The organism is Magnetospirillum sp. WYHS-4 (assembly GCA_039908345.1).
GTDB lineage: Bacteria > Pseudomonadota > Alphaproteobacteria > Rhodospirillales > GLO-3 > JAMOBD01.
The window spans coordinates 1-19419 of sequence record JAMOBD010000058.1 but is presented as its reverse complement, the minus strand read 5'-3'; the positions used below and the strand labels follow the sequence as shown (position 1 = coordinate 19419).

Genomic DNA, 19419 nt, shown 5'->3' with positions numbered 1-19419 from the left:
GGGCGGCCAGGGCGGCTTGCGCGTCGCCCGGCCACAGGCGGGGGGTGGGCGGATCGTCGGCCAGGCCCAGGATGCCCGCCAACTGGCGGACCCGGTGGGTGTCCCAGCGGCGCTTGCCGATGCGCCAACGTCGGCGGGCCGCCAGCAGGTAGTAGAGGGGCGAGTTGCGCAAATCGACCACCGCGTCCCAGACATGGCCGGCGCACTGGCTCCAAAGGTAGGGCCAATGCAGGGAACCGGGCATCTTGTCGACGGCGATCAGGCGTTCCAGCCCCGGAACGGTATCGAACAGCGAGGCCGCCGCCGTGCCGCAGACCACCGTGACGCGGGCACCGGGCATCCGTTCCAGCAGATGACCGAGCAGCCCGGTGGACAGAATGGCGTCGCCGACGCGCGTCGCGGTGATGAAGAGAATCCGCATGGCTTGGGTTTATACGATCCCCCGTCGGTGCGTGCCAAGCCTTCCCTGACGTCCGGGGGGCGGAGGGGCGGACCGTCGGGTCACTTATAGAGCAGCTTGAAGACAAGGATGATCCCGGCCAGGACCAGGGTGACGGCATTGGACAGGATGATCGGCATCTCGTCCAGAAAGATGCCGTAAACCAGCCACAGGGCCACGCCTGCCGTAAAGGCCGAGAACATGCCCAGCGAGATATCGCGGGTCGACCGCGTGCGCCAAGTCCGGACCACCTGGGGCACGAATGCCGCCGTGGTCAAGGTTCCGGCGACCACGCCCAGCAGGGTGACGCCGTCGGTCATCGCGTCGCGACGAAGAACAGCCGGCGCATGGGATAGAGCGTCGTGCCGTCGATACGGCGCGGATAGGAAGCCTGGACGCGGGCGGCGTAGGCGGCGAGGAAGGCCTCCTTCTCGTTACCGTCCAAGGCATCCAGGAAGGGGCGGAGGGCGGTGCCCCGCACCCAGTCCACGACCGGGGTCTCGCCAGTGAAAACCTGGAGATAGATGGTTTCCCAGATGTCGATCCGCCGGGCCAAGGGGGCGAGCAGATCGTAATAGAAGGGCGGATCGTCTACCGGCGTCGGACGCAAGAGCGGTTCCAGCTTGGTCCGCCAGGAACCCGCCCGCACCGTCCAGGCAATGGCGGTATGGGAGGGGGCATCGAAGTTGCGCGGCAATTGCACGGCTAGGACACCGCCCGGCGTCAGGCTGCCCAAAAGGCGCGGGAACAGCCGGCCGTGGTCATCCAGCCAATGCAGGGCCGCGTTGGAGAAGATCAGGTCCAGTGGTGCCTCGGGGCGCCAGTCGGCGATGTCGCCTTCGCGCCATAGGACGGCGTCGCTCTGCCGCCGGGCCTCGTCCAGCATGGCCGAGGAGGAATCGACTCCGGTCACCCGCGCCCTTGGCCAGCGTTCGGCGATCAGCCGGGTTACGTGGCCCGTTCCGCAGCCCAGGTCGCAGACCGTGGCCGGAGCGTCCAGAGGGATTCGGGCCAACAACTCCAGGGCGGCGCGAGTGCGTTCGTCGGCGAATTTCAAGTAGTCCTGAGGATTCCAGGTGATGTTCATCGGGCGGACCTTGGCCTTTCGCCCTCGTTGAAGGCGATCTTGAGCAAATCCATGGGCACCAAGCCGGGCCGGTAAGCCGAAGCCAGGGCGAATGTCCCAATCGCCAGGAAGGCGATTAGCGGTCGCTCCGGGATTCCGTCAATCTCCATCGTCGCCTCGAATGTCCCATGCCCCGGACAGTAGACGCCAAGCCGGGCGTGGGAGCAAGTCCCCCGCTGTTCAGGCCCTCCGCTTCGGGCCGTCACCCCACCAGTTCGTTGAGCTTGGTGTCCTCCTTGCGGATGTGCACCACCAGCCAGTCGCGCAGGTAGTAGACCATCTCGAAGCCCATGGTCAGCGGGCTGCGCTTGAATTCCGACCAGAAATCGCGGATGCGGTCGTTGAAGGCATAGTGCAGCCGCATGTGCCGCGACATGTCGCTGAAGCCGAAATGCTCCATCATCCGCTCTTCCTCGCGGAAATGGACGATGGTGTATTGCTCCAGGGCCCTCAGAACCCGGCCGACCTCGCGGGCGCCGCGGCGTTCGTTGATGGCGCCGTGCAGGTCGTTGGTCAGGTCGAACAGGTAGCGGTGATGTTCGTCAATGACGTCGATGCCCACCCGCACACTATCGTCCCAGGCCACCCAGGCATCGTGGCGCGGCTGCAAGGGCGGCAGCTTGAGCACCCCTTGCGGATCGATGATGTTGTCGCGGTAAAGCTCGCGGATGCGCAGGATTTCCGGCATGGCCTGCAGGAAGCCGTCCACCACGGCCGGGTCGAAGGCCTTCCCCGCTTCCTGGCGCACGTAGTCGACAGCCTTGTCCACCGGCCAGGGTTCCTTGTAGGGCCGCTTGGAGGTGAGCGCGTCGAAGACGTCGGCCACCGCGCAGATGCGGCCCGTCATCGGGATGCCATCGCCCTTGAGTCCCTCCGGATACCCGCCTCCGTCCCAGCGCTCGTGGTGGCTGAGCGCGATGTCGCGGGCCGTTCGCATGAGCAGGTCCTCGCCATCCAGCAGGTCCGCCCCGATGCGCGGATGGGCCTGCATGGCGGCGAATTCCTCGCCGCTCAGCTTGCCGGGCTTGAGCAGGATGGCGTCGGCGATGCCGATCTTGCCCACGTCGTGCATGGGCGCCGCCATAATCATCCGCTCCCGTTCCTCGGCCGGGCGGCCCAGGACCTTGGCGATCACGCCGGCATAATGGCTCATGCGCATGACGTGCATGCCGGTCTCGCTATCCCGGTATTCCGAGGCGGCTCCCAGCTTGCGGATGACGTCGGCCTGCTTTTCCGCGAGTTCCAGTTCGTGGACCTGGGCCACTTCCTCCATCAGCCGGCGCGATACGATGCCCGACAGCACCCGCGCCAAGTCCTGCATCAGCATGGTTTCGGTCTCGGTCGGCATGTGGCCGGCCTTGAGGAAGATGGGCAGCACGCCGATGGCCCGTTCCCCGTCGATCAAAGGCAGGATGAAATGGCTGCCGTCCCCCGCTATCCGGGCGCCATGAATTTCCCGGTCGCCCTCGCAGGGGCGGCAGACCAGGCTGCGGGACCGGGCCGCCAAGCCGCAACCGCAGCGATCCAGCGCCACCCGCTCGCAATGGGCCGCCCGATCCTCGCCGAAGCCGACCTGGGCGACCTGGACCAGTTCGTCGTGGGCGTTCATCAGCAGGATCGCGCCGCGGCGTTCGATGCCCAGCCAGGAGAGCCCGATCAATTGATCGAAAATGGTCTCGAGCTGTCGCTGCAAATCCATGGGACCCATGCTGAGTCCCATCAATTCGGTCATCGCCGACCAGCCTTCGCGCATTCGCGCGCAGTTGTCGGACATATCGCTTCTTCCCTCGCTCACGCCGGACTTCATCTAAGTCCAATTATGGCTTGTGTGCGCCTTTCTACCACGCACGGCCGAAGGCGTTCCATGCAATTCACGCATACCCGGTCACCCCCCGATTTCCCAAAGGATTTCCCGGTGCCAGCTCAGGCGGGCGAACTCGTTGGCCGGGTCGGGGCGGGTGCCGGCTTCGGCCCGCACCATGACGTCGACCCCGCCATCCGGCTTGCGGGTCGAACGGTAGCCGGTGGACAGGCGGAGCGCCGCGCCCGGCCTCACCGCATGGTAACAGGAAACCTGCACCTCGCCCTGGCGGATCGTGCGACCGAAGCCGTCGAGGCTGTGGGCCATCTCGGCGGCGCAGAGCCGGGCCTGGCCGACCGCGGCCGTGCCGCTCTTGCCGTAGGGCACGCGGGCGGCGTCGCCCAGGACGAAGATGTTTTCGTGCGCCTTGCTGCGGAGCGTCAGGTAATCCACCGCCGCGAAGACGTCGCCCTTGTCCGCCAGCCCCAATTCGGCGACCAGCGAGCCGCCCTTCGTGGGTGGGGTCAGGGTCAGGATCTCGTAGTCGAACTGGTCGAAGTCCGTCGTCACCTTGCGGCCCTTCGGATCGACCTTGCCGACCGTGGTCTGGGGGATGTACTCGATGCGCTCGCCGCGGGCCGCGATTTCCGCCGCCAGAGCCTTGCCGATGGCTTCCGGCTGCGGGCTGGGCCAGCCGTCGATCAGGATCACCTTGCCCTCGAGGCGCCGCGCCGTCATAAGATCGGCGACCCGGAGCGCGAATTCGTAAGGGGCCGGCGGGCAGCGAAGCGCCCCGGCGGGCACCGAAACGATGACGTTGCCGCCCTTCATGTCGGCCAGCCCCTTCTGCAGCGCCGGCAGGGCGGTCCGGTCGTAGAAGCTGAGATTGGCGCCCGGATCGTCCTTCAGGCCGGGAATTTCCTCGAAGGCCAGGCGGATGCCGCTGGCGATGGCCAGCAGGCTGTAGGGGATCGGTCCGGCCGATGTCTGCAGCAGGCCGGCCTTGGGATCGACGCCCTGGGCTTCCGCTCTCACCACCTGGATGCCGCGGTTGGCAAGGTGGTGATAGCCGCGCATGGCGGCCCGCATGTCGAAGGCGCCGACCGCCACGTCGACCGAGGCGGCGGCGAGGAAGAACTCGGCTTCCCGTTCCACCAGCACCACATCCGCTTCGGGCACGCGGCGCTTGAGGTCGAGCGCCAGGATCGATCCGGCGACCCCGCCGCCCACGATCACCGCCTTCTTGCGGAAAGGGGCCGCCGCGACGAAGGGGGCCCCGGCCGCCCATGCCAGGCTTCCGGCGGCGGCGGAAAGCAGGAACTGCCTGCGGTCCATTTGCGATGTCTCCCTGTTGCTTTTTTTCTTCCTCAGCTTCCCACCACTCTAACCCGGCCGGAGGAGGGCAGTACGATCTTTTTGACCGAACGCAGATGGTTGGCGACCACGTCGTAGGCCGGCGGCCCGTCCACCTCGTTCATGCTGGCCCAGCCCGAAACCTTGTAGCGGCGGGCCGCATCCCAGGGCTTGCCGGCCACCGAAATGTCCGAGATGCGCTCGCCGGCCGGCTTGGCGGGATCGATGGCGTAGGTCAGCCCGCCCACCCGGACCATGTCGCCGCCCTGGCGATAGTAGGGATCGGGATTGAACAGGTTGTCGGCCACGTCTTCCATGATGGTCTTGATCTCGGCGCCCGTCATTTCGCGGACGTAGGTGTTGGGGTAGGTGAGGGCCAGATGGCTGTACATGTCTTCGAGCGTCACCGGCTGACCAGGCAGCAGCGAGATGCCCCAGCGGAACCCGGGGGTGAAGGCCACCTGGGCGTCGTGGTGCTTCATCAGGGCGTCCAGGATCACCTCGTCGAAGGTGCCGTTGAAGTTGCCACGGCGATAGAGCAGGCTTTCGGAAACCGCCAGCACCTCGGCGAGCTTGGCCTTGTAGGGCGCGCGGACCTTGTCGATCAGGGCGGCCATCTCGGCATCGGGCGGCAGGTGGGAACTGAGCACCGGGATCAGCTTGAAGCGCCAAGCCTTCATCCGGCCGTCCGCCACTTCCAGGTCGAGGCGGCTGAGGAACTTGCCGTGCGCCCCGGACTGGATGACCAGGGTCCTTCCGACCGGCTGCGCGGTCGGGATGGCGTCGTGGGTGTGGCCGCCCAGGATGATGTCCAACCCCTGCACCCGTTCCGCCAGCTTCATGTCGACGGCGAAGCCGTTGTGGGACAGCAGGACGACCAGATCGACCTTCTTGCGGGTCTTCAGATCGTCGATCTGCGCCTGCAGGTTGGCTTCCTGGATGCCGAAGGTGAGGTCGGGCACGAACTTCCTGGGGTGGGAGACCGGCGTGTAGGGGAAGGCCTGGCCGATGAAGCCGATCCTCGCGCCGCCCGCCTCGCGGATGGAATAGGGATGGAAGACCGGCTCGCCCCAGGTGGCGTCCTTGACGTTGTGGGCGACGAAATCGCCCTTGAACAGGCCGCGGCCCTCGCGGTCGCCGAAGTATTCCTTCACCTTGTCGATGCCGAAGACGAACTCCCAGTGCGGGCACATGACGTCGACGCCCAGCAGGTTGACGGCCTCCAGCATGTCGCGGCCCTGGGTCCAGAGCGCGGTGGCCGACCCCTGCAGGGTGTCGCCGCCGTCGCAAAGGATCGTCCGGCCCGGCCTCTCGGCCCGGATGCGCTTGACCAGGGTGGCGATGTGGGCATAGCCGCCGAAGCGCCCGTAGCGAGCCGCCAGGTCCTGGAAGTCCAGATGGGACAGGGCATGGGCTTCCAGGCTGCCGCGCTTCAGCCCGTAGAGCTTGAGCAGGGCTTCGCCGGTGACGTAAGGCGGCTTGCCCGCCTCGCCTGTAACCGGGAGCAGGGTGTCCGGTTCCCGGTAGTGGACCGGCAACAAGGTGGCATGGCTGTCGGTCATGTGCAAAAGGGTGACGTTGCCCAGGGCCTGGAAGTCGAGCAGACGCTCGGGCCGGCTCTCCTCGGCGACCGAGCGGCCGGAGACGAGGCTGGCGCCGGCGGCCGCCACCGCCAGCGCCAGCAGGTCGCGTCGTGTGACCTCCATGGCTAGTGCCGGATGCCGGGCACGCTGAGCGGCTTGCCCTGGCCGAAGGAGGCGACATAGAGCTCCAGTTCCGCATACTCGACGGAATCGGAGGGCAGGTAGTTCATGCCCAGCGGCAGCAGGCACCACTGGAAGCGCTTGCGGGCGTCCCAGATGCGGCTGAAGTTGGTACGCCAGGTGGGGAAGTGGTTCATCATCCCCGATTCCCGCGTCGCCAGCAGGCGGCCGCCCAGGAACTTGTTGCCGCCCTTGCCCGGCTCGTCCAGGTGGCAGTCGGCGCAGGCGTGGTTGCGCTGGCCGACCCGCTTGAAGAAGGTCTTCTCGCCCCGTTCCAGCGCCGCCTTGGCCTCGGGGCCGGTCAAATCGAGGGCGAGCGGCATGCCGTTGGACTGCATCTTGACCAGGACCGTCATCTTGAGGTTCAGGTCGCCTTCCGACGGCATGTCGATGCCGGTGGTGGCCGGGGAGTGCATCATCAGGAATTCCTCCAGCGCCATGACGCGGCCGTGCTCGGCGACGAAGCGGGGATAGCGGGCCCCGACGCCCTTCATCGACTTGGACGGCGAGGCCTCGTGGCAGTCGGCGCAGGCCTTGCCCTTGGAACCCTTCTTCTTCCAGTCGGCCTCGGCTTCTTCCGCCAGCAGCACCGCCGGATTGTTGGTAGGGTCCAGGTTGTCGCCGAAACCGGGGGGCTTGGCGCGGGTGTTGGGATCGCGGTTGGCATCCTTTTCCGGAGGCAGGGGGCCTTTCTGGCTCTTCAAAAAGGCTACCAGATGCATGATCTGCTGCGGCGTCAGCCCGCCCGAGGCCCCCCAGGGCGGCATGATGGAATCCGGATTGAGCACGCGGGCATCGAAGATGCGCTGATAGATTTCCTCGTCCTTGTGCCCGGCATCGCCGTATTGCTGCAGGTCGGATCCGATGTTGCCGGCCGGCCAGACGTCCTCGCCGCGGATCAGGTGGCAGCCGGTGCAGGGGCCCAGGTTGCGGTTCATGAAGATCTTGCGGCCTTCCTTGGCATCGCCCTGCAGGTCCTTGGGCATGGCCGCCTTGGTCACCGGGATTTCCGGCTTGGCGTCGGTGTAGGCGTAGGTGCGGTACTGGCTCCAGTCGGGCTTCACGCCCTGGAACGGGTCCTGCTTGTAGCGCTGCTGCTGGGGCTTGCCGTCGGCGACGGCGACCAGCCCCTGGGCCTCGGGAACGGCGCGCGACTGCCATTCGATGGGGGCGTAGCTCGCGCAGCCCGCCGCGGCCAGGGCCGCCGCCGCCCACAGCCCGCCGGCCGCCAGGATGTTCTTACGGTTCCTGTCCTTCATGGCCTTGTCTCCCTTCGGTTGGGGATCAGAACGCGACGTCGACGCTGCCGGTGTGCTTCTCGCCCGTGGTGTCTTCGAAGGTCACCGTGAGCTTGCCCGGCGCCTGGGGCACGAAGGCGAAGGTGACGAAGGGATTGGCGCTCACCGACTGGGTGAGCTGGCCGCTGAAGATGGCCTTGCCGTTGAAATCGGCGCTGACTGTATGGACGTAGTTGTAGACCTTGTCGACGACCTTGCCGTCCTTGTCGCGCTGGACCGTCTCCATGGGATGGACGACCAGGGCGCGCACCGCGACCGACTGGCCCTTGGCGATGGTGGAAGGCAGGCGGATCTTGACCTGAGCCATGGCGGAATTCTCCTGATTGAGCCTGAAGGAAAGGGGGAAGAGGGGCCTCAGCCGCCTCAGCCGCCGCAGCCGCCTACCGTCACCTTGACTTCTTGCGCCACCTCCAGATAGGAGCCGTCGGCCATCTCGGCGATGGCCCGCACCTTGGTGGTGCCGCCCAGGCGCAGGTTGGTGCCCATCAGGGTGCCGCCGTCGCCGTCGAAGGAAAAGCTGGCCGACATGGGCCGACGGTTCTTGTCGGCGACGAACCAGAGCTTGCGCATGGGCTTGGCGGCGTCGACCTTGACGCCCACCACCGACCCGTTTTCTGCGATCGGCGGCACATCCAGGACCAGCACCCCGGCACCGTCCTTGATCGTCTTGCCGGAGAACAGGCGCTTCAACGTGTCGGCCACCGCCTCTTCCGGTTCGGCACGTCCGGCCGGAGCCTGGGCCAGGGCCGGCATCGCGCCCAGCATCGGCCCGGCCACCACCGCCGCCATCCCCAGTCCGGCCAGCCGGGCGCCCGTCTCCAGGACGGTGCGCCGGTCGAGATCTCGCTTCGCCTTTTGCATCGTTGTCGGCCTCCCTTGCGAAAACTACAGACATTAGGAGCAGCTAATATCAGCGATCCAAAATGTTAAGTGTACTTTAACACGATAATTCATTGCGGGGAAGGAAATTGGGTTCAGGGGAATCGGGTGAAGGCGAAGTGACCTTTCGACGCCCTGCCAGTCGGCGATGGCGTAGAGGGCGAGGCCCTTGATCATCAGCGCCCGCATCAGGCCGCGCCGCACGGACCCGTCGGCGGGATCGAGACCCTCGGCCCCGGCGCGATGTTCCGCCCAGTTCTCGTAGACCTTCTCGGCCTGGGCCTGGATCATGGCGTAGGCGGGGGAGGTCAGGGGCCGGACCTTGATCGTCCGCAGGCACTCGAACAGAGCCGCGAGGACTTCTTCCCGGCGGGTGGGCATGGTTGTTTCCCCGTCTTGCTAATATCGCATATTCGCGATATCATCCGCAAATGGAATGGCGGGTCGAATTGCTCGACGAGCGTATCGTCGAAGAGCTGGAGGAACTCAGCGCGGAACTGCGCGCCAAGTTCCGCCGCATCGCGGCGCTCATGGAGACGTTCGGCCCCCACTAGGTCAAGGAGCCCTAGGTAAAGCCCCTGGAGGGCAAGCTCTGGGAAATCCGCATGATCGGACCGGACAACATCGCGCGCGCCATTTACGTGGCGGCACAGGGAAAGCGGCTGGTGGTTCTTCATGCCTTCGTCAAGAAGACCCAGAAGATGCCGCGCCGCGCGCTGGACATCGCCACCGCCAGGGCGAAGGAGGCAGGACTGCTATGACCATTCCGATGGAAAAGCTGCACAGGAAGTGGATGAAGGACCCGGCCTACAAGGCCGCCTACGAGGCGCTGGAGCCGGAATTCGCCCTGGCGCGGGAGCTGATCGAGGCGCGGGCCAAGGCCGGCCTGACCCAGGCCGAGGTGGCCGAGCGCATGGGCACGACCCAGTCGGTGGTGGCGCGCATCGAGAGCGGCCGAAATCCTCCCAACCTGAAGACCCTGGAAAAATACGCCCATGCCGTGGGCCGGCGGGTCAAACTGAAGCTGGTGCCGGCCGCCTGAGCATCAGGATCGTCCCGGTTCCCGCCAGTTGCGGACCACGAGGCAGGGCAGCTCGGCGGTCCACTTGTCGGCGGCGGCCACGTCGAGGCGCTTCCTGACGGTGACCTGGGGTACCAGGATGAACATGGGCACGGTGGCGAGGCCGCGTCCGCTACGCAAGGTCGTCTCGCTGGCCTTGCCGGACCGAAGGGAACGCGAAGCGGACAAGCCGCCCCGCTTGCCGGCACGGGCTCGGCGGTTCTCGGCCGCCAGCAAAGACGGCCCACCGTGCCGGAAGACGAAGCGCAGCTTGGCGCCATGCCGGCGCTCCCAGCCGCCGGGGGTGATCTTCCTGCGCCCGTCCTCGTATTTCCCGGCGGCGGGTGTCGGGATGGCGAGGAAGTAGCCGTGGCGGGAGCGGATCACCGCCCCGTCCGCATAGGCCCGGACGATGCCGGGCGCCTTGCTGAAGACGAACCCCGCCGCCCGCAGGCTTTTGCCTCCCCTCGGGTAGACCTCGCCCCGCCAGGTGTTGGCGAGGTGCTGGCTCAGGCCGGCGCCCATGATCTGGCGGCGCAGGTCCTGCTTGAGGCCCTCGGTGGCCGCGCGGACCCCGACCGTGACGGCCTCCTCGGCGGCCTTCAGTTCGTCGGCGAGGATGCGCTTGTCCGCAGCATCCGCCATTCCCTCGGCGCCAGCTACCCGTTGATCTGCTTTCCGAGAACTTGACCCACGTAAGACGGCTCGCCCTTCACCCCGGCGTCAAGCCCACGACGCCAAACTGCGCGAGGCGTGTGACATCGGATCGTTGCCCGACCTGTGCGCCGATTTTCGCCTTGCATAAAAAGGCCGGGAACATCCCATCCCGCATATCCCTGAAGCCGGCGGCCCGGAGCCACCTGTTCAGCCGCCATTCACCCTTGAAGGGTTAAAGGAAATTGTCGATCCAATAAGGGTCGGTGGGGGAGCATCGCATCATGACCGCGTTCGAGCTGTTCCTGTACATCACGCTCGGCCTTCTCCTTCAGGTCACTCTCTTCGCGGCAGTGGCATTCTCGCGCCATTGGCAGACCTATCAACAGTTGCGGGAGCGGGTAGCCGAGTTCGGTGGCGAGGAGGCGGCCCTCGTACCCGAGGAGGCGACACCGGCGCCGATCAAGGGAGCGGCCTGGGAGGGATTCCGGGAATTCCGCGTCGCGCGTAAGGTCTTCGAGGACCGGAGCCGGAGCATCTGCTCTTTTCATCTGGTGCCTACCGACGGCAAGCCCCTCCTCGATTTCCTGCCCGGCCAGTTCCTGACCTTCCGGCTTGATCCGGGGGATGGAAGCAAGCCCGTTACCCGCTGCTACTCGCTGTCCGATCGTCCGGGGCTGGATCATTATCGGGTCTCCATCAAGCGGGTCTCGCCGCCGGGTTTGTCCTCCGGCCATTTCCACGATCATGTGCGGGAGGGGGACATCCTGACGGCCAGGGCGCCGAGCGGGCATTTCTACCTGGAGCGCGGCAATTCCCCCGTGGTCCTGGTGGCCGGCGGCATCGGCATCACGCCCATGCTCAGCATGCTGAACGCCACCCTTGGGAACGGTGGCAACCGGGAAATCTGGCTGTTCTACGGCCTCAGGGACGGCGGCGAGCACGTCATGAAGGAGCACCTGGAAGGCCTGGCCCGGGAGCACTCCAATTTCCGGCTGCATGTCTGCTACAGCCGTCCCGCGCCGACCGATGTCGAGGGAAGGGACTACCATCACCGGGGCCATGTCGACATAACCCTGTTGCGCCTGACGCTGGCCCTCAGGCCCTATGATTTCTACATCTGCGGCCCCCGGGCGATGATGGAGACCCTGGTTCCCGCCCTGGAGGAATGGGGTGTGCCGGACCCGCGCATCCACTACGAAGCCTTCGGTCCGGCCTCCTTGGCCAAGCCGGCCCGGCAGCAGGTTCCCGAGGACTCGGGCCCGGCCGTCGCCGTCACCTTCGCCAAGTCGGATCGGACGCTGCCCTGGGACGGTGGCGCCGGGTCCCTGCTGGAGTTCGCGGAACGGCATGGAATCAAGGTCGACTCCGGATGCCGGGCCGGGGGTTGCGGTTCCTGCCAGACACGGATCGAGGCCGGCGAGGTGGAATACCTCCAGGCCCCCGACTATGAGCCCGAGCCTGGTACCTGCCTGCTCTGCGTGTCGCGCCCCAAGCGCGATCTCGTGCTGACGGCGTGAGGGCGGCCATGGAACGCTCGCTCTTCCGCCACGAGGTCATCCCCTTCCTCAAGCTGTTCGTCTTGCTGCTGGCGGCAACGACGGTGGGCGACTTCATCCTGCACCAGTACCAACTGGTCTGGGTAGGGCGGTACCTGGGGATACCGGGCACGATCCTGATCCTGCTGTCGCTGCTCTATTCCCTGCGCAAGCGCAAGGTGATCGCCTCGGGCAGCCCGAAGATCCTGCTGCGCTTCCATGAGGTCTTCACCTGGCTGGGCGCCCTGATGGTGATGATCCATGCCGGCGTGCACTTCAACGCCATCCTGCCCTGGCTGGCCATGGGCGGCATGATCGTCAACGTCATCAGCGGCATGGTGGGCCGGTACCTCCTTGACCGCTCCCGCCGCCGCCTGACCTCCAAGGAGGAGAAATACCGCCTGCGCGGCCTGTCGAAGGGCGAGGTGGAACGGGAGCTGTTCTGGGATGCGGTGACCTTCGAGACCATGGCCCGCTGGCGGGCCGTGCATTTCCCGATCTCCTTCGTCTTCGCCGTCCTGGCCCTCGGCCATATCGTCAGCGTCCTGATGTTCTGGGAATGGAAATGAGCCGGGCCATCAAAACAGTCCTGGTCGCCAACCTCATCGTGATCGCGGTGCTGGTCTTCCTGTTCCCCCACCTGATGGTCAGTCCGGGACCGCTGATCGACGGCCACCGGGACTACGAGACGGATTGCTTCGCCTGCCACAAGACCTTCATCGGGGCGGAACCCGAGAAGTGCGTCGGCTGCCACAAGGTCAATGACATCGGAGTCCTGACCACCAAGGGCAAGCCGGTCGCCGTCCAGCGGACCAAGGTGCCCTTCCACCAGAAGCTGCTCGGCCAGGACTGCATCGCCTGCCACAGCGACCACCAGGGGGTCGCAAAGTACCGCATCCGCCAGCGCTTCTCCCATGGCCTCCTTGACGCATCGGATCGGGAACAATGCGAGGCCTGCCACCGCAAGCCCGAGGACGCCCTGCACGGCCTGACCGGGACGACCTGCGTCCAGTGCCATGGGACCGAGAAGTGGAAACCGGCCAGGTTCGATCACAAGATGCTGACCGAGGCCGGGCTTCAGCAGTGCGTCTCCTGCCACAAGGCGAAGATGCCCAACGACACGCTGCACGTCCAGGGATCCGACAACTGCGGAGTCTGCCACGGGACCGAAAGGTGGAAGCCCGCGACCTTCAACCACGCCAAGCTCTTCGTCCTGGATGGCCATCACGAACGATGCACCACCTGCCACCGGACGAAGGACTACAAGCAGTACACCTGCTACTTCTGTCACGAGCATTCGGAAGCGAATATCCGCCAGAAGCATCTCAAGGAAGGCATCCGCGACTACGAGAATTGTGTCGCCTGCCACCGTAGCGCCGACGAGCGCGAAGCCAAGCGGGCATGGGAATCCATCCGACGCGGGGTTCCGTACCAGTTCCAGGGTGGCAGCGGCATCGAGCCGGAAAAGAAAAGGAAGCGGAAGAAGGACCACGACGACGACTGAGTCTCGGCCCCTCCGCCCTCGAGCCGTGACGATCACTTGATCCGGAAGGCGGAGTGACAGGCCCGGCAGTTCAGGGAAATGGCCTGCATGGCAGTCACCGCCTTCTGCCAGTCGGCGGCTGATGTCGGCGTGGCAATCGCGGCCGCCACATCGCCGAAATCCAGGGCCGAGGGATGCATGGCCATCCCCATCTGGGGGAACTCGACGGGCATGAAGCGTCCCAGGCCCTTGCCGCTGCCGACCTCAAGCTGTCGGCGGGCCTCCTGGGCCGCCTGCTTGAAATCGCCGGTCGCCACGGCGGCCATGACGTCGTCCAGGGCATCCATGTGGCCCCGCATCTCCTCCGGGAGGGCCGCCTTGACGTCCGGTTCGAGGGCGATGGCCGTTCGGGGATCTTTAGAACATGACCGCGATTGGATACGCATTCTTCCAGAAATTTACGGTACGAATATGGCAAAGCGTAGAGTTCTGCAGGGCGGATTCTTATTATTCCAACCGCCCTTTGCGTCCGCAGTCACGAATGTGCAGCAGCACAGCTCCTGCTCATTTTTTTCCTCCCCAAAGCTCCCTTTCCTCGCGCTCTCGCTCGGCCCTCATTTTGCTGTAGTGGCTAGCCGACCCATACCCGTTATTGACGTCAGAGTAGCCAGATTTCGGCCCATCTGGAAAGCGGCTTAGCCGTTGGAACGTCGCGCTGTTCTTCCCCCTCCCCCCGCCGCTTCGACAATAATCTGATGGAGATTACTGCGCGCTGATCCGTACATGCTTTCCCTCGCCCCTGAGTTGGGCTAGGCTATCGGCTCCTGACCGTCGATCAAGCGAATCCACGGGGTGGGGCGCGGGACGCTTGGGGCGGGGGATCAAGATGCGCCTTTGGTTTGCCGGAACCCTGGTGGTTCTGATGGCGTTGTGGCAGCCGGTCGCGGCGCAGACGCAAAACCCGATCTTGAAGGCAAACTCGCCCGTCGAGGTCTGCGGCATCTGGATCAAGCCTCGGGTCTACGCGCGCGTGGTGGTCACGGAAACCGAGGTCTGCCTGGAAAGCCCCAATTCCGACCAGCTTGAAGGCGAATTGCGCTTTCCGCTGCGGGAGAGGCAGACGGTTACCGGCTTCACCCTGTCGCCGGCGGTTGCTGCAGGCGGCGAAGGTCCCTATCGCCTGCCGAGCGAGGCGGAGTGGGAATACGCGGCGCGTGCCGGGACAACGACCATGTGGTTCTGGGGGGATAGCGACGAACGGCAGTGCGAGCATGCCAACCTTGCCGACCTTTCGCTTCAGGAAAAGCATTCGAATTCGGCAACTTACAATTGCCGCGACGGCCATATCCAAACCTATCCGGCAGGACGCTTCCTGCCCAACCGATTCGGCCTTTATGACATGGCGGGCAATGCGTGGCAGTGGACGGCTGATTGCTGGCACGAAAATTACCATGGAGCCCCGGTGACGGCAGCGCGCGGACAGCAGATGTTTGTGAACGGCGTGTCGTTCGCGGCGGTTCCTGGAACATCGGCTGGTTGGAAAGCCGCTCCGCTTGGCGGTTCGTCGGTTCGGCGGAATCCCGGTCCCGCGACCTCAGCTTCCGTCTCGCCAGGACCCTCCCTGGTCAATAATTTGTATAGTCTGAATGCGCACAAGGCCGAGGACATGCCGATGAGTGGCTGGGGCGAGACATGAAGACATACGGCGTTTATCGGAATGATAAAATCGGCAAGACAGTCGTCGTGCCTCATGGCTTCAACTGGTTTGCGTTCTTCTTCCTGTTTGTTTGGTGCTTGGCAAAAGGGCTTTTAGTTCGCGGCATTATTTTATTTACACTCATGATTGGCGCTGGCATTGGCCTGGCGGCCTTGGCGATTTATTTCGGTGATTTTGAAAACGCTTCCTTGCTGGGAGATATCATTCTTATCTTGCTGAGCATCTATGTTGGATGGAGTGCCAACGAGTGGCGGGCAGCTTCGCTCATGAGAAGGGGTTTTGTCAGGAGGGGCGGCACAGAAGCCGCCTCGGCCAAGGACGCCCTTGCGACCCTCGAATCATAAAAGGTACGGTGATGGCCTATTGTATTTGTGCACAGAGTAGACTTCTGACGTGGACCTTGGCGGGCATGCTGTTCTTGGGACAGGCCATCCCGGCCCTGGGGAACCCTCTCCCGGCGCCTCACCCCATCGAGGATGCGGTATGGAGCGGCAACTTGGCTCGCGTTGAGAAACTGCTCGGCGATGGACCGCCGTCGCTTGCTTCCACAAGCGGCCTGCTGCACTCGGCGGCAGGTCGGGGACATGTCGATATTGTCTTGGTTCTCCTCGGCCATGGCGCCAAGGTCGGCAATAAGGACCACCATGGCATGACGGCCTTGCATCGGGCCGACAATCCGGCAATCGCCAAAATTCTGCTCGACCGGGGCGCCGACCTGTCCGTGCGCAGTGTTGATGGCTGGACGCCGTTGCGAATGGCGCTGAAATACAACAAGTCGGATGACCTTGTTCGTTATCTCCTGGAGCGTGGGGCCGATACAAACGATATCGACAATAGCAATAATGACCTTATTCACGAGACACTGTTCCTGTCCTGCAAGCCGAAGGCTCTGGGGATCCTTCTTGACGCCGGGGCCGATCCGAACAAAAAGGACCGGCGGGGCGAGACACCGTTGTCCTGGGCAAAAAAAGAGAAATTCGACGAATGCGCCGAGGTGCTCCGACAGCACGGCGCGCATGAATGACTCGTCCGGCGTTTGACCATGAGAGCGAGCAGGCCAAGGCATGACGGAATTCGAGGCGCTGCTCCTAGGCGTGTCGATCGAGGCCCCGGCCGCTTATGCCGTCGCCCGCCGGTTCGGCTGGGCGTGCCGGGGAGCGCGGCATGTCGGCTTGGCGTCGGCGGTGGCGACGGCTGCGACCCACCCGCAATTGTGGTCCGGCGCATCCTGGGCCTATCAGCACTTCCCCTTCTGGGCCAGCGCCCTGGGCGCAGAGGCGCTGGTGACGATTGCCGAGGCGCTTCTCATATCCTGGATGGCCCGACTGGCGATAAGGCCGGCCTTTCTGGTTTCCGTGCTGGCCAATGCTGCGTCCTGCGCCGTGGGCCTTACCGTCATCAACTGATCATGGCTGGCCATCGCGCCGAAGGAGAGATCGATGAGGACGGTATTGTGGCTGTTGTTCTGCGGCCTGCCGTCGCTGGCTTTGGCCGATCTCCTGCCTTCGGGCCACGCCGATCTTGTGAAACGGATGGCCGACGACTATGACCGTGCGGATCAATTCTGTGCAGGAAAAATGGTCGAAGGCGCCTGCGTCATTCCAGGCAATCCATTTGAAGGCGGAGGAGAGGGAAAATGTCGTACATTTATAAACAAGAAAACAGTGACTATCGATTCCATTTGCGTCCGGCGTTAGAGATACGAAATTCTGCGCGCCATTCCGGATGGATATTACATATCATCCGACGCTTACTGCGATAATGATCGGAAAGACGAGATAGCACACGCCGCCTCGCCAGATGCTGCACTTCCAAGACCCGTTCTGGTTGGCGGCGGCCCGACAGCGACGGAAAATCCGGTGGTGATCGACATCAAGCCGTCGCCGCCGCCGAATTGGCCGCAACGGCTGATCGAATAGTCTTTAAATATCGCGCCCAGGTTGGAGTCCGTCGGGTGCCCTTGGCCCCATCAGGGGCGGGGGGGATAGAAGCCGGTGTTGGCGATACAGTAGGTCAGGCCCTTGACGGCGGGCATGTCCTTGCCGTCGCTTGCCGCCTTGCGCAGATCTGGAAGATTGAACATTGTCTTGTTGTCGCCTCCATAAGAGCTGCCGAGCAGCGAGTAGAGGATCTGGTTGCCCTTGATCTCGAGACTGCGTCCGTCCGCCTGCAGGTAGCCGTCGGGACAGAAATTTCCGGCCAAGACACAAACCGCGCCGACATAGGGGTCGGGACTGCAGGCCGCTGCCGGTGCGGCGGGCAACGCCACCACGGCGAGCAGCGCCAGCGCAGCCGTCCGTGCTTGACGATCAAAGGGCACAACGAACATAGCGTGCAATCTCCCTAATCCCTGTTCTGGCAAGTCGCTCCAAATGGCGGCATTTCCTTTTAAGCGTCAGGCCATCAAACCGGCGGGTAGCAGCCGGCCATGAACAGCAGATCGCCGTTGGCCTTCACCCAGGTCTGCTTGGGGGCCAACTTCTTGGTCTCCGGGTGGGTCCAGGTGTACTTGGCCCAGGCGCCGCCGGGGTTGGACTTGCCTGCCTTGATCATCTCCTGGATGATCAGCACGCCGTTGTAGTCCCTGAGGCTCGGCAGGTCCTTGTTGTCGATCAGCTTGGGATTAATGGCGTGGGCCTTGAAGATGCCGTCCATGGTCGAAACGATGACATAGAGTTCGCCGCTCACCCAATCCTTGTTGGCCTTGTCCATGAAGTTGGCAAAGGACTTTTCCTGGCCGACCGCCATGTAATGGGCGATGGCCTTGTCCACCAGCCCCTGGGCTGCGACACACTCGTCGGCGGCCCGCGCCGCCCTTGACAGGCCGAATACAGCACAAGCGGCCAGAACCGCTATCCTTGCGATATTCCTCACGGCTTCCCTCATGGTCGTTAAGCCGACATTTCCCAGATGGGTGGCCCATCCACCCCTGATTGACGCCAGAATAGCCTGGCCTCGGCCCGACCGGAAGGCGTAATGGCTCGGCCATCTGGGAAATCCTGGTTTAAAGATAGATATGGCAATTTGACATGTGGAGCGAGAAGGTGCTGATTCGGCGTTTGTTCGAGGTCAGTCCTCGACCGGAACGCCACGGCGAGCGATATGGCGAATCTGGAGGGTTCTCAGAGGTCCGGCATGGATCGGGGAGGACCGTTGCCTTGCCGGACCTCAGAGAAGCCGGATTGAACGGAAGCGCGGTCATCCGGCTCTGGCTATGGGGATTTGATGGGGGCGGGGGGACGGTTCGGGGTCGAACCTGCCGGGGAGTGGAGCACGGCGGGAGCCTGGGTGGGGCTTGCCGACATGATGGAGAGGCCCGGCTGGTCCTGCGGAGGCTGTCGTCGCCCCCCATGGCTCCGCCAGAAGCCGAGGAAACGGCACTGTTGCCGACGCGGACGCGAGCCTGCCCGGCCGTCGAAGTCCGGCGACGGCGGATGGGGTCGGGATGTCGGCGGACAGGGAAGGGTCATGACGTGTCGGGTGTGTATCGGATCTTGGGTGCCGGCCGGCGCGGAAGCACCGCGAGGACGACCATCGTGCCGCCGCAGCACCGGCACAAGCGGAGATCATCGCCGGTCAGCCGGCGATGCCGGTCACGCCAGTCGGGCTCGACGGGCTCGGCGACGGGCGGCGGCGCGGCCAGCAGCCGCCGAGACTGCTCCAGCCTTGCGGCACGGTGGCCGTTGGCGAGAAAGCCGAAATGGCGGATGCGGTGGAAGCCGTCGGGCAGGACATGCAGGAGGAAGCGGCGGATGAACTCCCCGGCCGCCAGGGTCATGACCTTCTGCCTGCCGTGGTGGCGGTAGTCCTTCCAGCGGAAGCTGACGCGTCCATCCTCCATCGCCACCAGACGGCTGTTGGCGATGGCGACACGATGGGTATAGCGGCCGAGATAGGCCAGCACCTGCTCCGGGCCTCCGAATGGCCGCTTGGCGTAGACCACCCAGTCGGCCCGGCGTAGCGGTGCCAGATGCCGCGCGAAGGCGGCCGGCTCGGCCAGGCCGCCAAGATCGGCGAAGAAGGACAGCCGGCCGGCGGCATGGGCCGCGGCCAGATGCTCCAGGAACAGGCGGCGGAACAGCCGCGACAGTACCTTGCCCCGCTCGATGCGGATCAGCATGCGGCCACTGTCGATGTCAGCCACCTTGAGCGCCACCACCTCGGAAACCCGCAGGCCGGCGGCATAGGCGGCGGTCAGCGCGGTGCGGTTCTTCAGGCTGGGCACCGCCTCCAGGAACCGCACCACCTCGTCGGCGCTCAACACCACCGGCAGCTTGCGCGGCTCGCGGGCATAGGCGATGCGCTCGG

Annotated in this window: 25 protein-coding genes; 10 read left to right on the top strand and 15 right to left on the bottom strand. The window is 64.8% G+C overall.

The features are described from left to right. From H7841_14470 to H7841_14425, 10 genes are all read right to left on the bottom strand, one after another. On the bottom strand, window positions 1-421 hold a 421-nt coding region (locus H7841_14470), incomplete at its 3' end, for a glycosyltransferase family 9 protein (GenBank protein ID MEO5338078.1). Window positions 422-501: 80 nt separating this feature from the next. Continuing rightward, window positions 502-759: a SemiSWEET transporter gene (locus H7841_14465; GenBank protein ID MEO5338077.1), complete on the bottom strand. Its 258-nt coding sequence runs from the start codon at window positions 757-759 to the stop codon at window positions 502-504. After that, a complete protein-coding gene (locus tag H7841_14460) occupies window positions 756-1526 on the bottom strand; it encodes a methyltransferase domain-containing protein (protein ID MEO5338076.1) in 771 nt (256 codons plus the stop codon). Before H7841_14460 ends, H7841_14465 begins: the two co-directional genes overlap by 4 nt. 241 nt (window positions 1527-1767) lie before the next feature. After that, on the bottom strand, window positions 1768-3339 hold the full coding sequence (locus H7841_14455; protein ID MEO5338075.1) for a bacteriohemerythrin: 1572 nt from the start codon (window positions 3337-3339) through the stop codon (window positions 1768-1770). Between the two features lie 111 nt (window positions 3340-3450). Next, complete coding sequence (locus H7841_14450) at window positions 3451-4701, bottom strand: FAD-dependent oxidoreductase (protein MEO5338074.1); 1251 nt, start codon at window positions 4699-4701, stop codon at window positions 3451-3453. Window positions 4702-4733: 32 nt separating this feature from the next. After that, entirely contained in the window at window positions 4734-6425 is a 1692-nt protein-coding gene (gene soxB, locus H7841_14445) for a thiosulfohydrolase SoxB (protein MEO5338073.1), read from the bottom strand. A gap of 2 nt (window positions 6426-6427) precedes the next feature. After that, window positions 6428-7741 (bottom strand): sulfur oxidation c-type cytochrome SoxA, encoded by a 1314-nt coding sequence (soxA, locus tag H7841_14440; GenBank protein ID MEO5338072.1) that lies wholly within the window; start codon window positions 7739-7741, stop codon window positions 6428-6430. A gap of 25 nt (window positions 7742-7766) precedes the next feature. After that, window positions 7767-8087 carry a thiosulfate oxidation carrier complex protein SoxZ gene (locus tag H7841_14435; protein MEO5338071.1) on the bottom strand — a complete coding sequence of 107 codons (321 nt, stop codon included), beginning with the start codon at window positions 8085-8087 and terminating at the stop codon, window positions 7767-7769. Window positions 8088-8143: 56 nt separating this feature from the next. Then, on the bottom strand, window positions 8144-8641 hold the full coding sequence (locus tag H7841_14430) for a thiosulfate oxidation carrier protein SoxY (GenBank protein MEO5338070.1): 498 nt from the start codon (window positions 8639-8641) through the stop codon (window positions 8144-8146). Between the two features lie 33 nt (window positions 8642-8674). After that, window positions 8675-9040: a hypothetical protein gene (locus H7841_14425; GenBank protein ID MEO5338069.1), complete on the bottom strand. Its 366-nt coding sequence runs from the start codon at window positions 9038-9040 to the stop codon at window positions 8675-8677. 224 nt (window positions 9041-9264) lie between these two features. Here H7841_14425 and H7841_14420 point away from each other — a divergent pair, with 224 nt between their 5' ends. Beyond that, window positions 9265-9420: a type II toxin-antitoxin system RelE/ParE family toxin gene (locus tag H7841_14420; GenBank protein MEO5338068.1), complete on the top strand. Its 156-nt coding sequence runs from the start codon at window positions 9265-9267 to the stop codon at window positions 9418-9420. Further along, window positions 9417-9701, top strand: coding sequence for a helix-turn-helix domain-containing protein (locus tag H7841_14415; protein ID MEO5338067.1), 285 nt, complete (start codon window positions 9417-9419; stop codon window positions 9699-9701). Before H7841_14420 ends, H7841_14415 begins: the two co-directional genes overlap by 4 nt. A gap of 3 nt (window positions 9702-9704) precedes the next feature. Here H7841_14415 and H7841_14410 read toward each other — a convergent pair whose 3' ends face one another. Continuing rightward, on the bottom strand, window positions 9705-10364 hold the full coding sequence (locus H7841_14410) for a DUF6441 family protein (protein ID MEO5338066.1): 660 nt from the start codon (window positions 10362-10364) through the stop codon (window positions 9705-9707). Window positions 10365-10657: 293 nt separating this feature from the next. On the opposite strand from H7841_14410, the gene H7841_14405 reads away from it, so the two are divergent. From H7841_14405 to H7841_14395, 3 genes are read left to right on the top strand one after another with little or no spacing between them, the layout of a single operon-like run. Beyond that, entirely contained in the window at window positions 10658-11893 is a 1236-nt protein-coding gene (locus H7841_14405) for a 2Fe-2S iron-sulfur cluster-binding protein (GenBank protein MEO5338065.1), read from the top strand. Window positions 11894-11901: 8 nt separating this feature from the next. After that, the gene (locus H7841_14400) at window positions 11902-12480 is read left to right on the top strand and encodes a hypothetical protein (protein MEO5338064.1); all 579 of its coding nucleotides are present in this window, start codon (window positions 11902-11904) and stop codon (window positions 12478-12480) included. Beyond that, window positions 12477-13415 (top strand): cytochrome c3 family protein, encoded by a 939-nt coding sequence (locus tag H7841_14395; protein ID MEO5338063.1) that lies wholly within the window; start codon window positions 12477-12479, stop codon window positions 13413-13415. Before H7841_14400 ends, H7841_14395 begins: the two co-directional genes overlap by 4 nt. 32 nt (window positions 13416-13447) lie before the next feature. On the opposite strand, the gene H7841_14390 is transcribed toward H7841_14395, so the two are convergent. Then, complete coding sequence (locus tag H7841_14390) at window positions 13448-13741, bottom strand: hypothetical protein (GenBank protein ID MEO5338062.1); 294 nt, start codon at window positions 13739-13741, stop codon at window positions 13448-13450. A gap of 539 nt (window positions 13742-14280) precedes the next feature. Here H7841_14390 and H7841_14385 point away from each other — a divergent pair. The 5 genes from H7841_14385 (at window position 14281) to H7841_14365 (ending at window position 16808) form a co-directional block, all read left to right on the top strand. Then, complete coding sequence (locus tag H7841_14385) at window positions 14281-15090, top strand: SUMF1/EgtB/PvdO family nonheme iron enzyme (protein ID MEO5338061.1); 810 nt, start codon at window positions 14281-14283, stop codon at window positions 15088-15090. Then, the gene (locus tag H7841_14380) at window positions 15087-15455 is read left to right on the top strand and encodes a DUF2628 domain-containing protein (protein MEO5338060.1); all 369 of its coding nucleotides are present in this window, start codon (window positions 15087-15089) and stop codon (window positions 15453-15455) included. Before H7841_14385 ends, H7841_14380 begins: the two co-directional genes overlap by 4 nt. Window positions 15456-15520: 65 nt before the next feature. Further along, entirely contained in the window at window positions 15521-16135 is a 615-nt protein-coding gene (locus H7841_14375; GenBank protein ID MEO5338059.1) for an ankyrin repeat domain-containing protein, read from the top strand. 40 nt (window positions 16136-16175) lie between these two features. Further along, window positions 16176-16517 (top strand): hypothetical protein, encoded by a 342-nt coding sequence (locus tag H7841_14370; GenBank protein ID MEO5338058.1) that lies wholly within the window; start codon window positions 16176-16178, stop codon window positions 16515-16517. A gap of 33 nt (window positions 16518-16550) precedes the next feature. Next, complete coding sequence (locus tag H7841_14365; protein MEO5338057.1) at window positions 16551-16808, top strand: hypothetical protein; 258 nt, start codon at window positions 16551-16553, stop codon at window positions 16806-16808. 272 nt (window positions 16809-17080) lie between these two features. On the opposite strand, the gene H7841_14360 is transcribed toward H7841_14365, so the two are convergent. The 3 genes from H7841_14360 to H7841_14350 all read right to left on the bottom strand — a co-directional run. Continuing rightward, window positions 17081-17440 carry a tail fiber protein gene (locus tag H7841_14360; GenBank protein MEO5338056.1) on the bottom strand — a complete coding sequence of 120 codons (360 nt, stop codon included), beginning with the start codon at window positions 17438-17440 and terminating at the stop codon, window positions 17081-17083. Window positions 17441-17514: 74 nt separating this feature from the next. Further along, on the bottom strand, window positions 17515-17985 hold the full coding sequence (locus H7841_14355) for a cache domain-containing protein (protein MEO5338055.1): 471 nt from the start codon (window positions 17983-17985) through the stop codon (window positions 17515-17517). Window positions 17986-18577: 592 nt separating this feature from the next. Further along, the coding region (locus tag H7841_14350; protein MEO5338054.1) for a transposase at window positions 18578-19419 on the bottom strand (842 nt) is incomplete at its 5' end.